Source organism: Paenibacillus sp. MMS18-CY102, from assembly GCF_009789195.1.
Taxonomy (GTDB): Bacteria; Bacillota; Bacilli; order Paenibacillales; family Paenibacillaceae; genus Paenibacillus_T.
Window position 1 is genome coordinate 1 of record NZ_WSTC01000024.1, and the last position, 16080, is coordinate 16080.

General features: G+C 54.9%; 11 protein-coding genes. 1 reads left to right on the forward strand and 10 read right to left on the reverse strand.

Annotated features, from left to right (window positions below; translation table 11 throughout):
- From GON22_RS26465 to GON22_RS17620, 8 genes are all read right to left on the reverse strand, one after another.
- Positions 1-2585 (reverse strand): transglutaminase domain-containing protein (locus GON22_RS26465; protein WP_272898811.1); only part of this gene is annotated, 2585 nt, incomplete at its 3' end.
- Positions 2578-4161, reverse strand: a complete 1584-nt coding sequence (locus GON22_RS17590) for a DUF58 domain-containing protein (protein WP_160397419.1) — start codon at positions 4159-4161, stop codon at positions 2578-2580. The genes GON22_RS17590 and GON22_RS26465, both read right to left, overlap by 8 nt.
- Positions 4158-5195: an AAA family ATPase gene (locus GON22_RS17595; RefSeq protein WP_160397420.1), complete on the reverse strand. Its 1038-nt coding sequence runs from the start codon at positions 5193-5195 to the stop codon at positions 4158-4160. Before GON22_RS17595 ends, GON22_RS17590 begins: the two co-directional genes overlap by 4 nt.
- Positions 5196-5332: 137 nt before the next feature.
- Entirely contained in the window at positions 5333-6739 is a 1407-nt protein-coding gene (locus GON22_RS17600) for a polysaccharide deacetylase family protein (protein ID WP_160397421.1), read from the reverse strand.
- A 611-nt stretch (positions 6740-7350) separates the two neighbouring features.
- Complete coding sequence (gene nrdF / locus GON22_RS17605; RefSeq protein ID WP_160397491.1) at positions 7351-8301, reverse strand: class 1b ribonucleoside-diphosphate reductase subunit beta; 951 nt, start codon at positions 8299-8301, stop codon at positions 7351-7353.
- Positions 8302-8358: 57 nt separating this feature from the next.
- The gene (nrdE, locus tag GON22_RS17610) at positions 8359-10443 is read right to left on the reverse strand and encodes a class 1b ribonucleoside-diphosphate reductase subunit alpha (RefSeq protein WP_160397422.1); all 2085 of its coding nucleotides are present in this window, start codon (positions 10441-10443) and stop codon (positions 8359-8361) included.
- Entirely contained in the window at positions 10430-10795 is a 366-nt protein-coding gene (nrdI, locus tag GON22_RS17615; protein WP_160397423.1) for a class Ib ribonucleoside-diphosphate reductase assembly flavoprotein NrdI, read from the reverse strand. The genes nrdE and nrdI overlap by 14 nt, the downstream gene beginning before the upstream one ends.
- A 447-nt stretch (positions 10796-11242) precedes the next feature.
- The gene (locus GON22_RS17620; RefSeq protein WP_160397424.1) at positions 11243-11596 is read right to left on the reverse strand and encodes an ArsR/SmtB family transcription factor; all 354 of its coding nucleotides are present in this window, start codon (positions 11594-11596) and stop codon (positions 11243-11245) included.
- A 383-nt stretch (positions 11597-11979) separates the two neighbouring features.
- Here GON22_RS17620 and GON22_RS17625 point away from each other — a divergent pair, with 383 nt between their 5' ends.
- Entirely contained in the window at positions 11980-12969 is a 990-nt protein-coding gene (locus GON22_RS17625) for a cation diffusion facilitator family transporter (RefSeq protein WP_160397492.1), read from the forward strand.
- Positions 12970-13045: 76 nt separating this feature from the next.
- Here the strand turns inward: GON22_RS17625 and bcp are convergent, their stop codons facing one another.
- Together bcp and GON22_RS17635 are read right to left on the reverse strand one after the other, a co-directional pair.
- Positions 13046-13543, reverse strand: coding sequence for a thioredoxin-dependent thiol peroxidase (gene bcp / locus GON22_RS17630; RefSeq protein WP_160397425.1), 498 nt, complete (start codon positions 13541-13543; stop codon positions 13046-13048).
- Between the two features lie 114 nt (positions 13544-13657).
- The gene (locus GON22_RS17635) at positions 13658-15892 is read right to left on the reverse strand and encodes an MMPL family transporter (RefSeq protein ID WP_160397426.1); all 2235 of its coding nucleotides are present in this window, start codon (positions 15890-15892) and stop codon (positions 13658-13660) included.
- Positions 15893-16080: the final 188 nt, after the last annotated feature.

The window sequence follows — 16080 nt, forward strand, 5'->3', positions numbered from 1 at the left end:
GCTGCGCCAAGCGCCGCGGCCTGCGGCGCGGACGGCGGCCATGCCGCCGCCAATGCGGCTGCGCCGGCGCTTGCGCCGCCGGCGGCTTGCCGCCATGCTTGCGCGAGTGCTTCGCCGGCTCGCGCGATCGCTTCGGCGGCCTGCGAAGCGGCCGCCTTCGCCCAAGCGGGCGCGCTGCTTGACAGCACAGCGCGCGAGCTTGCCGCCTCGGGCCCAGCGTGCTGGCCCGAGGAGCTGCCGACGGCATCGGCTGCGGACAGCGAAGCTGCAGCCGTGCCGCCGAACCCCGGAGTCGGCTCGAACGAAACCCAGCCCACTCCAGCAAAATACACCTCAACCCAAGCATGTGCATCCGAGTCCCGGACGACAAACACTGGCTTCCCGCTTACAGAAGCAACATTTGCATCTGCACTTTCACCTGTACTTACACTCTCTTTCACGTCATCACTTGCATTTGCATTTGCATTCTCACTTAAACTCGCCCTCACATCATCACTTGCACCTGCACTTGCACCTGCACTTGCACCTGCACTTACATTCCCACTTACACTCGCCTTCACATCATCACTCGCACTCGCACTTAAACTCTTACCTGCACTTAAACTCCCGCTTAAACTCGCCCTCACATCATCACTTGCACCTGCACTTACACTCGCCTTCACATCATCACCTGCACTCACACCTGTGCCTACTCTAGCACCTGCACCTACACTCTCTCCCCCTTCTCCCCCATCCCGCGCACGCAACAACAAGCCCGCAGTTTCTGCCGTCGTCACTCCCCCAGCACTGTTGCTCGGCATATACGACAACTCACCGGGAACATACCCCTTCACCCAACGCGCTGGGATGCCTTGAGTACGGAGCATCACGGCCATCGCGGTTGAGAAATGCACGCAGTATCCTTGGCGCTGCCCAAACAAGAAATCATCCACGAAATCAGCGCCCGCAGGCGGGACTTCCGAACCTTCCAACGTATAAGCATAGTGTGTTTTCAAATACGATTCGATCGCTGCCACCTTCGCATACCGGCTTGCGCCAGCTGCGTCCCCAACACTGTCGGCGATAACCTTCGCAGCCAAATCGCCTACTCGCGCCGGCACCGTATCTGGCAATTGTGTGTAGGCGGCCAAGGCAGCTGCTGAATCTGAAAGCCGCCCAGCCTCAGATGTGTGAGTGCCCCCTGTTCCCTCTCTGTTTCCAGTGCCATCACCCGCCAAAGCCTCAAACGCCTCCAATCGCTCACCCAACGCTTCCCCGTCAATTGGCGGCTGTGCCGTTACGGTGTAAGACGATATTTTTAACATATCTCCCGGCGGGGAAAGCGTCCCTGTTGCTGCATCCTGCCAGTACCGATACAGCTGGCGAGAGGGCCCATCAGCAACCAACCCCGTAATGCTCGCATTCGCTCCCCCTGCAAAAAGCGGCAACCCCGCTTCCGGTTTTACTAGTTGAAAAGTTTGCGTAACCAGGGCAGGCTTCAACGCCTCTTCCTCTGCCAGTGCTCCCTTATCCCCCTCAGGCTCTCCTTCGCTTTCACTCGCAACATGGTCCAGCGAAATGCTCGTCCAAGACATCGGGCTATCTGCCCACCCCTGGCCGGTATAAACAGATTTGCTCGTCCCGCGCCAATACATGGCCGTATCCGATTGAACGGTAAATCGTACAGAAGCGTTGCTTCCGAGCGACGAACCGAGCCTGCTGTCATCAAAACCATACCCCGTCGAATTATTCGCTTCACGTGTATTCGCCACCTGTGCAGAGTAACGGTCCGCCAGCTGCCGGATCGTTCCGTTCCACTGGTCCGTCCAAGCTGCTGTCCAGCTTGCGGGCTTCTCCGCCCACGGCCTATTGGAAGCTCCAAGCAGCGCAACACACGCTAGCATGATAACAGCCACAACTGCGCCACCCGCCCATGCGGTACGCCAGCCTGCGGCCCATCCAATATGCCCATGCTCAGCCCCTTGCCCATACAAACGGTGAACACGAGCAAGCGTCACAGCAACAGCAAGAAGCAGCCACTCCAATGCTGCACGTACTAGCCCCCACTGCGTATCCATTCCTACCCACTCATGCAGCATCAACAAATAAACAATCGTTACAATGCCTAATCCATGCGCGAATTGCCTAGCCCAAATAATTAATTGCAGCGCCGGAACAAGCAGTGCCCAGCCCGTCAGCAAAATAAGAGCACGAAGCTCGCCAGACATAAGCCACATGCCGCCTTCAGATAGCTGCGTTATTTGATCGATCAGGCGTGTTGGAAAGCTAGCTAGCCAGTCCAACACCGGCTGGCCTTCCGGACGATACAGCTGCATAACAGCCGTTACAACGACAATCAGGTTCCACATGAACGCCCCTATGGCGCGGAACCGGAACAATTCGCCTACCGTGAAGCCTAACACCGCAAGCAAAAGGGGCGCCGAGCGCACTTCCTCTCCGCCCGCCGCGCTCGTCCAAGGCCATATCCATTCCAGCAGCAGCCCATATAACAACAGGCTCGTCCACATTCGCTGCCCAAATGGAACCGTATCGCTTAACCGCAATAGCCCATCCTTGTCCGTACGTTGAAACACTCGCTTAACCATGCCCGTCACCGCCCTCTGCTACTGCCCCGGCTGAATCAGGCCCAAGCTCTGGAAGGGATACCCATACGACACGAATGCCCGCGCATTCCCAATCGCGCTTTCGTTCGCGCATGCCCAAAGACGGCACTCGCTGTGGGGCCAACACATGAATCTCCACTCGCAATCCGTTTGCTGCAGCTATCTCCGACACTCGCTCGCCTAACTCACTGCTTCGCCAATCGGCGGTCACGACAACGAGGGATGCACCGCGAGGCACATCCGCTAACCGTTGCTCTAACGATGCCGCCACACGTTCTGCTGCATGTACCGGCCGAATGCTCCCAAGCTGCTCCAAAACAGCTCTCTCCATAGGCACCCGGCTCGCCCGTGCAGCTCCCTTAGCTTGAAAAGCCCCGTGCAGCACCGGCTCTTCTGCCGCACTCCACACCATACGGAACGGCTTATCCGCTCTCGCCGCATGCCGAACAAGCGCTGCCATATAGCCTGCTGCACAGTCGAAAATACGGTCATCTCCGCCATACGCCTCCACCGACGTATCCAATAGCAGAACAAGCTCCGGCGGCCATTCCGTGCGATCCCGTTTCGTCAGCCAAATGCCGCCTCTCGAAGCCGCACGCCAATCGATCCGCCTTGCGTCGTCGCCGGGGCGGTAAGGAAGCCGCTGCGCCCCCGACGGATCAGCAGCCGTATGCGGCCAAGCAGCAGCCGCTCTGCGCTGCTTGCTTTCCGCCAATCGGGAATGCCCTCCTGCAGAAGGTGCACCATATCGCCCATCACCTGCTTTATTGGCTCGCCCGCCTGCCGAAACAGCCTCGGCCGAACCTTTCCACTCCGGCATAACAAGCAACGTCATCCCTGTGTCAGCGCGATTAACCGGACTATATTGGACGCTCCCCGCCTGATGCCTTGCATGCTCCGCAGCCTTCCCGCTTGCATGCCGCCTAGCGGTGAATCTTCTGCTTATCGCGGTAAGACCCAGTACATCGCCAATCGTTGCCTCACAATCAAGAAAACGATAAACGCCGCGCTCTAGCTCTTTCACGGTATAGGAAACGGCCCATTCCTTACGCCACCGGGGCAGCATGATTTGGCGAAAAACAACGATCCGTTCATTCGCGCCGCTCTCGTTCACGAGCGTTTCGCGAAACGCCAGCCACACCAACGGCAACGGAATTCGCGAACGAAGCATAACCGTTACCGTAATGTCCCCACCTGCTTGCCCTTCAGGCTGCGATAAGGATCGAGATGCCTCCAGTTGTGCCAGAGATGCCATTAGTACAGGCAGCAAGCCTATCATGCCGATTCCTGTCAATAGAAACGCGACGAACAGCTCTGGCTTTTCTCCACGCCACAACGCGGCTCCAAGAGCGATTGCCCATCCACTGATGAACAATGCCCACAAATAGCTGCGTGTACGGTACTGCGGCGACAACACTGCCGCGCTTGATTTGCCTAAGTGCGAAGGCTGGCCTGTAACGCCTTTTGGCCCTGCCAAGCTTCCTTTTCCCCCTGCTCCGCCCGTTTGCCCATTACCCGATCCCACTCTCTTACGCTTAACACGCTGCTTGCCGTTCATCGGCGCCGCCTCCCGCCGCTCACCGATGCGGGCAATGGCGTGTCTCGAATGATTCGCTCCAAAACGCTTGCCGCCGTATGGCCAGAAGCTGCATAAGAAGGACGCACCGCCAACCGATGCGCGAGCACATGCCCTGCGGTCGTGACCAAATCATCCGGCAGCAGAAAACGCCGCCCTTCCATATAAGCGCACGCTTGCGCCGCCCTCAGCCAATCGCGTGAAGCCCGTGGGCTAGCGCCTGCCTCCAGTTCAGCCGCAGAGCGCGTCTCGCCCACAATCGTGACGGCATACGGCAGCAAATCTGGATGCACATGCACCGCCTTGCACTCCCGCTGCATCCGGCGCCATTCCTCTACCGCTACAACGGGCTTCATTGCCGACGGGTCGATCACCCGATTATCTGCGAGCGCAGCCAATAATCGCGTTTCATGCTCATGCGAAGGATAGCCAATGGACAAACGCATCATGAACCGGTCCGTTTGCGCCTCTGGCAGTGCGAATGTGCCTTCATAATCCCAAGGGTTTTGGGTCGCAATAAGCATGAATGGATCTGGCAGCCTGCGGCTTTCTCCATCGGTTGTCACGCAGCGCTCCTCCATTGCCTCAAGCAAGGCAGACTGCGTACGCGGCGGCGTGCGGTTCAGCTCATCCGCCAACACGACATTTGCCATAATCGGGCCTGGCACGAACAGAAACGATCCGTTACGGCCATCCCACACCGAGCCGCCTGTCACATCCGCTGGCTGCATATCCGCCGTCAGTTGGATCCGCTTGAATTGGCCTCCGATTGCGGCAGCGAATGCCCGCGCCAGCATCGTTTTGCCAACGCCCGGCACATCCTCCAGCAGCACATGGCCGCCTGCGAGAAAAGCAACTAATACATTTGTAATGACTTCTTCCTTGCCAAGCAGCACCGTCCCGATCTTATCCCTCATCCGTTCAAGCAAACGCTCAGGCGGCTCATGCCACTCCCCAATCCCGCTGCGCACTCCTTCATCCTCCGGCCAACGCTCGTAATTCGTCACGGTCGTCATCGCCAATCACGCCTCCTGCTAGATGATAGAAATCCCATCTCGAAATCTCTTTATCTATCAGTCTCTCCGAAAACGCCAGCGATTAGACCTGCTGAAAGCCCGGACCTATCGAATGCGCCTGAACACTCGCTAGTTCACTAGGAAGCAAGTGCCTCTGTTGTAATGCCGAATTGCTTCAGAGTAGCGAGCAAAGGCGCATACGCCGTCCCGCCGCGCAGCTCGCTCCCCCCTGATCCGCCAATGCGCACTTCGTACCGCTCGCCATTAGCGAACGCCACTCGCACCGCACGCTGCCCGTTATCCCAGCTCACGCTGCCGCCTATTCCCTCTGCCAAATTGCGCAGCGAAACTTGCCAGTCCTCCCCAATCTGCGAGAAGCTGCCCGACGGGAAGACAACAGACCGTTCGCCTGCCTGCACAATAAGCTCACGCTCTTGCTCCTCCTCCTGCTGTCCAACTGCCCACTCACCCGAGAATACGAACGGCTTAGCGCCTTGCTCCTGCGCGATGCCTCGCCCAACCAACTCGCGATCAGATGCCGTAGCCTTCGCCCTGCTCCACTTCAGCTTGTCCGCCAAGCGGAATATGACCGGCTTCACCTGCTCCGTCAACGCAGCGAACGCGTACCCTTTGTTCTTGTAGTATTGAATAATGTCAGGCAGCGCCTTGACCGACTCTGCATGGCTTTGGCTATCGTGCAGCAGAACAATCGTTTCATGGGACAGCTTCGATTGGTGAATATTGCGCACGATTTCGGATGCTGGCACGCCGCGCCGTACCGAGTCGCCGCTGTCTACTGTCCAATCGAACAAGGTGTAACCCGCTCCCTTCATCGCATCAAAATACGACTGGTCAAAATTGCCGAACGTACCGCCCGGCGCCCGCACCAGCTTCGTGCGAATGCCTGCCGCTTCCTGAAGCGCCTCCTCCGTCTTGACAACCTGTTTGGCGAATTCGCCAAATCCGCCGTACAGCTCCTTGTAGACATGGTCATACGTGTGATTGCCGACCGTATGCCCTTCCGCCACGATGCGCTTCAGCAGCTCCGGATGCGCCTTCACTTGCTCGCCGAGCACGAAGAACGTCGCGTGAATGCTATTCTTTTTCAAAATATCGAGCACTTCACCTGTCAACTTGCTTGGCCCGTCATCGAACGTCAAATAAACGGTCTTATTCGCTGGCTCCGCCTGCCTCTCCCCTGCCGGATGCTGGGCTGGCTCGACGGCTGCTCTGCCCACTGTCTTGACACTGACCGTTACTGTGCTAACCTTGCTCCCACTATGCTCATCAGATGGGTTCGCCGCCGTGTCGCCGATCGCGGTTGGTTTAACACTGCTGCCTGCTGCCGTAAAGCCTGCCGCATTCATCGTGTTCACATCGCCGCTATATGCCGCCGCTGGAGCGCTTAGGTAGACTTTCTCTCCCACGCTCCCGCCAAGCTCGCCCGATGCTTCCCCCTGATCGACAAACCACCCGCTGAATGCCGCCGCACTCACTGCAATGACCGTTGCATACACAGCTCTCACGATTCGACGACGAACCATATCCGTCCACCTCACCCTTCATTCCGGCCTTGTCCGCCCGGTTGATAGAGTATATGAGAGACGAGTCTAGCAAATGACATTCGATCGATAGAATTATGGACAAAAAAAAAGCACCTGCAGATGGGACACTTCCTCAGAAGTGTCCCATCTGCAGGTGCCTAATAAATACGCAACCCTTCTAACCCTTCTATTGCTGATCCTCGTATTTCAACTTCACCTTCACTAGCTGTCTCGTCGCCGTTGCTCGATCTTTGATGTAGAAGAACCCTTCGTCATGGCTCGATGAGATTAAGTCAGCGATGTATGGATCGGCTCCGAATGGCTCTTTATGTTAGTCAGTGACTCTAACGGACCTCAGGGCCGTTATCCCCCTCAAAAAGTGCCCAATTCAAACGTAACGGACACCACAGCCGTTATTTAACGATTTTGCTGCCTCGTGAGGGTTGTTTGGGTCAAATAGCGGCTTCTCGGTCCGTTAGAGCAAAACAGTGGCTGATTTTAATCAAATAAGGGCGGCTCGGTCCGTTAGAATTTCCAACAATCCGCTTTTTCAACGAAAAAAAGTGCCCCCAAGTTCACGCCCTGGGGACACCCTTCTGTCTCTATTCCATTTAAAAATCGAAATCCTCGTCACGCAGCGTCTCTACGTTCAGTGTACGCACATAGCCGTTGCCCTTCTTCGAGAAGAAGTCATGCTGCTTCGTCCGCGTGCTGATGCCGTTAAAGACGATTGGGTTGATTTCCTCTTCGGGGAAAATCGGGTCCAATCCAAGGTTCATAAGCCCCTTGTTGCAGTTGTACCGGACGTAGGCAAGCACTTCGTCCGCTAGCCCAACGCTAGTGTACAGCTCTCTCGTGTACACTTCTTCGTTCGCATGCAAGCGATCGATCAGCTCGCGCAGCTCCGTATCCGCTTCGCCACGTTCTTCCGGCGTAAGGTCGCGATATACCTCTTGCGCCAGTACGCCAACGTAAAGGCCATGGATGCTCTCGTCGCGAAGGATAAGGTCGATGATCTCGCCGCTGCTCGTCATTTTGCCTTGGCCAGCCAAGAAGAGCGGATAGAAGAAGCCGCTGTAGAACAAGTAGCTCTCGAGCAGCACGGATGCTGAAAGCGCAAGATACAGGCTCTTCGGCGTCTTGATATTATTGTAGTAAACCGAGATCCACTCCGCTTTGTTCTGAAGCTGCGGTTGCGTCTTCACCCATGCGAACACGCCGTCAATCTCTTCGGTGGATGCCAGTGTCGTGAAGATGCTGCTGTACGACTTGGCGTGGATTTGCTCCATCATGCCCATGAACGACAACACCGCTTTGCGCTGCAGCCCGTCAACATGCTCAACAATTTTCGGAATGCCTACGCCGCCTTGAATCGTATCAAGCAACGTGAGGCCGCCGAGCACCTTCATATATAACTCGCGCTGCGCGTCACTAAGCTCGATCCAAGACATTTTGTCATCGGAAAGCGGAATTTCTTCGTCCGTCCAAAATTGCATAATGTTCTGGTTCCAGAACGTCAATGTGAAATCATCGTCCGGCCGGTTCCAGTTTACAGCTTCCATCGCCATCGTTCATCCGTCCCTCTCGAATCTATATAGGAAGAAGCCACAACAGCTGGCCTACACGGCGCAGCTGATGCACTCCTCAACGCTTAAGCGGTTAGTCCGCGTGTAGTAGAGCGATTTAAGCCCTTTTTTGGCAGCATAAATGTAGTAACGGGATAGCTCGCGCGTCGTAACATCGCTGTTTACGTGCAGAACCGTCGAAATCCCTTGGTCAATATGCTGGGAAATCTCAGCGATCATGTCGATCACTTTGAATTGGTCCATCTGGTAAGCCGATTTATAGAAGAAGTAGTTATCCTGTGCCAGGTAAGGCATCGGATAGTACGTCGTCGAGTTCGCGTACGTACGTGTCTCGATATGTTCAACGACCGGCATAACGCTCGAAGTCGCATTTTGGATATACGAAATGCTTTGCGTTGGCGCGATTGCCAAGCGATAAGCATGATAAGCGCCATGCTTCATCACTTGTACCTTCAGCTCCGCCCAATCGTCCGGCGACGGAATGTGCATTTCACCGAACAGCTCAAGCGCGCGCGCCGTCTGTGGACGGAAGTCCGTCGACAGGTAGCGGTCGAAGTAGTTGCCGTTCGCGTACTCCGATTGCTCGAAGCCTTTGAACGTTTCGCCGCGATCGCGGGCGATGTGCATGCTCTTCTCCAGCGAGTAGAAGTTCATCATCATGAAGAACGTGCGGGCAAAATCACGTGCCTCTTCGCTCTCATAAGCGATTTTGTTCTTCGCCAGATAGCCGTTCAGGTTCATTGCGCCAAGGCCGACGGAATGCAATTCCTCATTCGCCTTGCGAATGCCTGGTGCGTTCGCGATCTGCGCCATGTCGCTGACGGATGTTAAGCCTTCTATGCCCTCGTACACAGATTCTTTAATCTTGCCAAGATCCATGACATTTACAATGTTCATCGATGCCAAATTACAGCTAATGTCGCGGCGAATGACGTCGGATTGGCCATAATCGTTAATCTCGGACGTCTCTTGCAGCTGGAAGATCTCCGTGCACAGGTTCGACATCTTGATTGCGCCGATGCCCTTAAGCGCATGGTCCTTGTTCGCATTGCTGCGGTTCATAATATATGGATAGCCCGATTCGAGCTGAATCATCGCGATTTTTACAAGCATGTCCCGTGCGCTCATGATTGCTTTCTTCTTCACGCGCTCGTCAGCGAGCAGCGTGTCGTACATTTCGTCCAGGTCCATGTCGTCCATGTGGATGCCGTATGCTTTATGAATGGAATGCGGCCCAAACACGACGAGCGGCTTATTTTGCGCTGCCAGCTCATAGAACTTGTTCGGTACGATCAAGCCGATTGACAACGTCTTCAGGCGTGTCTTCTCATCAGCGTTAATTTTCTTGCTATCGAGGAACTCCATAACGTCCCAGCCGAAAATGTTATAGTAACCTGCACCCGAGCCTTTACGCTGGCCCATTTGGTCCGCGTAGGAGAACGCATCCTCCATTAGCTTCAGCACTGGCATAATGCCCTTAGCTGCGCCTTCAACGCCTTTGATCGGCTCGCCCCGTCCGCGAAGCTTGGACAGATTGACAGCAACGCCGCCACCGATCTTCGACAGCTGCATGCACGTTCCGAGTACGTAGTTGATCGAGTTCAGGGAATCGTCCATCTCCAGCAGGAAGCAGGAAACCATTTCGCCGCGGCGGCTCTTGCCCGCGTTCAGGAACGTTGGCGTCGCCGGCTGCACGCGCTGCTCCATCATGGAGACAGCCAACCGCTTCGCTTTATCGAAGTCGCCTTCACCTAGATGCAGGGCAACCATTGCGACGCGGTCTGGATATTTCTCCATATAGACCGTACGGTCATCGCTCTTCATGGCATAATCCGTATAAAACTTCGATGCGGCCATGTAGGAGGAGAATTGGAAGTTAAAGCCGTGCGTCGTAGCGAAGATCTCCTCTACTTGCTCCGGGGAGTACCGCGCATATACGTCTTCGTAGAAGTCGTTTTGAATCATATAAGTAACTTGCTCGGTGAAGCTATTGAAGCGCATGCTCTTCGCAGCGACCTCTTCCATGAACGCAGCTACCGCCTCTTGATCTTTCTCTAATCGGAAAAATCCGTCCTCGCCACGCTGCATCAGTTCATTATTGAGTTCAATATGCCGCAAGCTTATTCACTCCTTGCTGAAATTGATCGACGTCCCGTCCGGTGCCGGACAGCTCGAATTTATGGATAACCGGTACATTGTACCGTTTGGAAATATCGTCTGCGCTTCGGGCGAATGATTCGCCCCAGTTGCGGTTGCCGCTTGCCGACACGCCCTTAAGCTTGCTAGCGTTGCGGCCGAGGAATTTTTCCACGCGATCCGGCACTTGCCCGAACCCTGTTGTAAATGTCACGAGCACGAATGGCTCCTCCACCGTCATGTCTCCGTCATTCTCAATTGAGAGTGATTTCATATTCAATTTTTCGACAAAGCGGCGGACGTTCCCCGTCCTCGAATCGTATACAACAAGCATGTTTTAGCCCCTCCAGATCTAGCGTTCCGTACATGTCCCTAACTCTATCAAATCAATATGTAGGATGACTGAGACAATGATATAACTATATATTGTGCGTGTCAATGGTCGGCGGCCTGCATTTGGCAACAAAAAGTGCTTGACAGAGGACGAGCCCAATCAGGGCAAGGGCTAGCGGTTTTGTCTGACTTTTCTGCACTTATTAGATAGCCATAAGAGAGAAATGTCGAATGATGGGGAAGGCTATTCGCATGAAAATTAAGGCTGTTTTTCATAACACCAAATGCTGTGCCCGAATGAAAAACAGCACAAAAAAAGCCGAAGTCCGGCCGGTAAGCCAACTTCGACTTTTTCAGAAAACGTCGGTTTCCTACAAAATGATACACGCCCTGTTCCAATTAACATCACAGGAGACACTTCGCGAGCATACAATTGCCTATACTAGATCTAGTCGTGTTCAAGATGTTGCAGGGTCAGAACGAACAACTGCTCGATATGGTTATCATCTAATGAATAATAAACGGTTTTGCCTTCCTTCCGCCGTTTCACGATCCGCAGGTTGCGCAAATACCGCAATTGATGCGATACGGCCGACTGCCCCATTCCGAGCACGACCGTCAAATCATGCACATTAAGCTCATGCTGCAGCAGCGCATGAATGATTTTGATGCGCGTTGGATCGCCTAACGCTTTGAACAGCTCCGACATGGACGCCGCTGAACGGTCATCCAGCAACCCGTCCTTTACCTGAATCGCGATTTCCGGGCTTCCGCCCTCATCTGTTGTTTCCAGCTTGCCCATCGGCCACGTCACCACCTGTTTCTATTATAACCGTAAAATAGGCTTGTAGGAATGCCGCGGCACTGATACAATAAAGTTAATATATGAGCACTTATTCATATGTAGTTGAGGGGGTATAGGATATGAGCCATAACCACGACAATCCGGCACAAACCAACACTAATAAAACGACAAAAGACACCAATCGGCAGGAAGAGCCTCATGGACGCAGCAATTCAATCACTGCTGGGCAACACGAGCACGGCTCGCATGGCAGCCACGCTTGCACGCACGGGCATGATGCAGATGGGCATGAGCATGGTCCTGAGCGCAGGCATGGCGATAGAGATGGCCACGCGCACGATCATGGGCATGCTCATGGAGCTGGCCAGGCACATGAGCAGATGCAGGCTCGGGGGAAGCAAGCGCACTCGCACGCCCATAATCATGCCCACCACGGGCACTCCCATCATGGGCATGCTCATCACGGCCATTCGCATCATGGCCACGGCCACTCCCATGGGCAGCCCGGCAATCGGCGCGGGCTTGCTATCGCACTCGGCATAACCGGCGGCATTATGGTGCTAGAATTTGTTGGCGGCTTGATGACGGGCAGCCTCGCACTGCTTAGCGACTCTGGCCATATGCTGAGTGATACAGCCGCGATTGCGCTCAGCCTCGTCGCCTTCTGGTTTGCGGCGAAGCCCGCAACACCTGCCAAAACGTATGGCTATCACCGTTTCGAAATATTAGCAGCGCTCTTCAATGCACTGACACTATTCGTCATTGCAGGCATGATTGCCGTCGAAGCGTACCATCGTTTCGGGGAACCGCCACAGGTCGCAGGGCTGCCAATGATGCTGATCGCTTCTGTCGGGCTGCTTGCCAACTTGGCCAGCGCCTGGTCGCTTCATCGCCAAGGCGATGTCGAGCATAACTTGAATGTCCGATCCGCTTACCTGCACATCCTTGGCGATGCACTCGGTTCCGTCGGCGCAATCATCGCGGGGCTCCTCGTCATCGCATTCGGCTGGAACTGGGCCGACCCGCTCGTCAGCGTGCTCGTCGCCCTGCTCATCCTGCGCGGCGCATGGGGCATCCTGAAGTCTGTCATCCATATTCTTATGGAAGGCTCGCCCGAAGGCGTTGCATGTGATGAAGTGAAACAAACGTTGCTCAATATTGAAGGCGTGCGTGACGTGCATGATTTGCATATTTGGACCATTACATCCGGCATGCCTGCGCTAAGCGGACATCTGCTCATCGAGGAACAGCAGGATTGCCAACTGGTGCTGCAGGAGGCGCTAAAGCGGCTAGCTGACGATTATGGCTTGGAGCATGCAACGCTACAGATTGAGAAGTCCGATACGCTTCATGGCCCGACAGCATACTAAAAAACCGAGCAACCAGCCTGCCGCTAAGATGCGGGAAATGGCGGTTGTTCGGTTTTTTCCTTATTTTAAGAAACGGTTACACTGTTGCCGACTCCGCAGCCGCAATTGCAGCGACTACATTATCCACATGCCCCTTGACCTTCAAATTTCGCCACTCTTGCACGAGGACACCTTGCTCGTCGATGAGGAACGTCGAACGGACAATGCCCATATATTCACGGCCATACAGCTTCTTAAGCTGCCAGACGCCGTACAGCTCGCAGACGGCATGCTCAGCATCTGTCAGCAGCTCATATGGCAGCTCGTACTTGGCGATGAATTTGCCATGGCGTGCCGCGTTATCCATACTAATGCCGAGAATGACCGTGTTCTGTTCCTTCAAGGCAACATGTGCATCGCGAAAATCGCAAGCCTCCTGCGTGCATGCTGTCGTCATATCCTTCGGATAGAAAAACAGAATAACCTTCTGTCCAATATAGCTGCTGAGTGACACCTGCTTGCCGCCAGAACCTTCTAATGTAAAATCAGGCGCAGGCTGGCCGATTGTCGGCGTTATTTGCTTCTTTTTCGCCATTTCTGGTCTCTCCCTCCGTTCTCCACGATTGCTGTTTCTACATTATACGCCAAAACAGCCCTCCCTCGCAGCCTGTATCAGCCAAAGGGAGAGCTGGTTAATAAAAAGATCCTGTTACGCCTGGCCCGTTACTTGCGGCTCTTCAGCGATTTCCACATGCTTGCCTGGCCAAAATGCCGCACGGCCGAGCAACGCCGTAATCGCTGGCACAAGGAACGGCCGCACGATAAATGTATCAAGCAGGACACCGACGGCGGTCACGATGCCGAAGTGGACAAGCACCTGAATCGGGAGCGAAGCCAGCACGGCGAACGTGCCTGCCAGAATGACGCCAGCCGACGTGATGACCGAGCCGGTCTCGCTTACGCCCTCGCTGATCGCGCGGCGAAGCGGCATCCGCTTTCTTTTTTCCCAAATGCTCGAAATCATAAAGATGTTGTAATCTTCGCCCAAAGCTACAAGGAACACGAACGAATAGAGCGGAATCGAGCCAGCGATGGCATCCGCGCCTAACCCGTAATGAATAATAAGCCAGCCGAGACCCAGTGCGGAGAAGTAAGAAAGAATTACCGTGCCGATCAGATAGGCTGTCGCAACGACGGAGCGCAGGTAGCCGAGCAGCAGCAGCGTAATGAGCCCGATGACGACAGGGATAATAACCGCCGTGTCGCGGTCTCCCGCTTCCTTGGTATCGTATTGGTCTGCTGTCTGCCCGCCGATCCATACGCGATCCTCGGCGCCTTGCCCGTCACCTGCTGCTGCAAGCAAGGACTGTGCTTCCTGGCGAAGCTCGGGAATCAGCTTCATCGCTTCCAGCGAATAGGGATTCATCGTTAATGAAACATCGACGGCAACGATATTCGGACTTTGCTTCCCTTGCTGGGGATCAGACACTTGCGCAACATACGGCAGCTTCGAGAGCTGGCCTTTGAGATCGACGGGCTCACCCTTCGTATCAACGATCACCTGTACAGGCGCAAGCTCACCCGGCGAGAACTGCTCGCCAATAATAGTGAACCCTTCACGCGACTCCATATCCTCTGGGAATGATGACAAAATATCGTACGTCACTTCGATTCGTGACGAGAAGCCTGCCAACGTGCCCAGCACGATAAGCGCCGTCAACACGACTGTCCAAGGGCGCCGAACGACGATTCGCCCGATAAAGCTGTTTTGGCGCTGGCGGGCTGGCTTCGACGGCTTGCCTCTCTTCTGCGCACGCTCGGCGATCATCTCTGGCGTACGCGGCACGAATGGGTAAAACGATGCACGGCCGATAATAGCTAGCAGCGCTGGCACGAGCGTCAGGCTTGCTATTGCCATAATGAGAATCGACAAGCTGAACGGCACTGCGAAGCGATGGTACGCGCCGTACTGTGCGAACAGTAATGCCAGCAGCGATAAGACAACGGTTAGCCCGCTCATAGCGATAGCGCCAGTCGAACCGGTTATCGCATGGCGGAGTGCCTTCCCTTTATCCCGCTCCGTGCTAAGCAGTTGGCGGAACCGCGAGATCAAGAATAGGCAATAGTCCGTCCCAGCGCCGAATAAAAGCACCGTCATGATCGAAATGCCCTGCGAGTCGACCGTAATCCAGCCTTCGCGAGCCATCCAGCCGAGAATCGGGCCAACGACCATGTATGCAAAGCCGACCGCGATAAGTGGAATGAATGCGAGCACAGGCGAGCGATAGATGATGAGCAAAATAATAAGAACGAGCAGGACCGTCGCCAATAACAGCGAGACGTCCGCATTTTTGAATAGCCCCGTTGCATCGACCTGAATGCCGACAGGGCCGGTTAGGCGTGCACTGATGTTGCCTTCTTCGGCATCGCCTTTTACTGAACTAAACAGGTCTCCGCCGAACCTTTTGTTCACATCTGCGCGCAATTGGTCAAGGCTTTCTTTCAACTGATCCGTATCCGCTTGTTTACTGAACAGGATCGGCGCCACAATCGTGCTGCCATCCTTGGACAGCTGCTGTTGCAGCGCAGGCAGCGGAAGCTGGTGCAACGGTGGCACGCTCGTTTGATGTGGCAGCGGGTTTGCCCCCCATTGGGCTGTCAGCTGTTGCAAGCTTTCCAGATCAGCCTGCTTTAGCCCGCCTTCCCGGTGCAGCACCAACAACGCAGGCAAGCTGCTCCCGCTTGGAAACTCCTGATCGGAGACTGCCGCTGCCTGCACAGACGGCTTCGCATCGCTCAAATTCGCTGCATTATTGTTCTCTTGATCGCCGACAGATGGCAGCGTGAGCGTAAGGATAACTGCGATTGCAAGCCAGACGAGCAGCGTAACCCAACGCCCTTTTTTTCCTGCGACATAACGGCTTAACCCTTTATCTGTATCCATGATCACTTCTCCCCTTCACCGCACCCAACGTCTGCCCTCTTACATTTCGTTATAAGGAGGCCTTGCGACTCACACGCTTACGATTGCCATATCGCGGGAACGATACTACAATGGTACGTGCTAAGATTGGGCGACGGATATATAATAATGATAGCCAACATAATTATATATACCGTACGGTTAATTAA

What these genes read in the sequence shown, in the direction of transcription:
- GON22_RS17595 (WP_160397420.1), bottom strand. Translation starts at nt 5,195, where the DNA reads ATGACGACCGTGACGAATTACGAGCGTTGGCCGGAGGATGAAGGAGTG.
- bcp (WP_160397425.1), bottom strand. Translation starts at nt 13,543, where the DNA reads ATGGCGAAAAAGAAGCAAATAACGCCGACAATCGGCCAGCCTGCGCCT.
- GON22_RS17590 (WP_160397419.1), bottom strand. Translation starts at nt 4,161, where the DNA reads ATGAACGGCAAGCAGCGTGTTAAGCGTAAGAGAGTGGGATCGGGTAAT.
- GON22_RS17635 (WP_160397426.1), bottom strand. Translation starts at nt 15,892, where the DNA reads ATGGATACAGATAAAGGGTTAAGCCGTTATGTCGCAGGAAAAAAAGGG.
- nrdI (WP_160397423.1), bottom strand. Translation starts at nt 10,795, where the DNA reads ATGCTTGTTGTATACGATTCGAGGACGGGGAACGTCCGCCGCTTTGTC.
- GON22_RS17620 (WP_160397424.1), bottom strand. Translation starts at nt 11,596, where the DNA reads ATGGGCAAGCTGGAAACAACAGATGAGGGCGGAAGCCCGGAAATCGCG.
- GON22_RS17625 (WP_160397492.1), top strand. Translation starts at nt 11,980, where the DNA reads ATGCAGGCTCGGGGGAAGCAAGCGCACTCGCACGCCCATAATCATGCC.
- nrdF (WP_160397491.1), bottom strand. Translation starts at nt 8,301, where the DNA reads ATGGAAGCTGTAAACTGGAACCGGCCGGACGATGATTTCACATTGACG.
- GON22_RS17600 (WP_160397421.1), bottom strand. Translation starts at nt 6,739, where the DNA reads ATGGTTCGTCGTCGAATCGTGAGAGCTGTGTATGCAACGGTCATTGCA.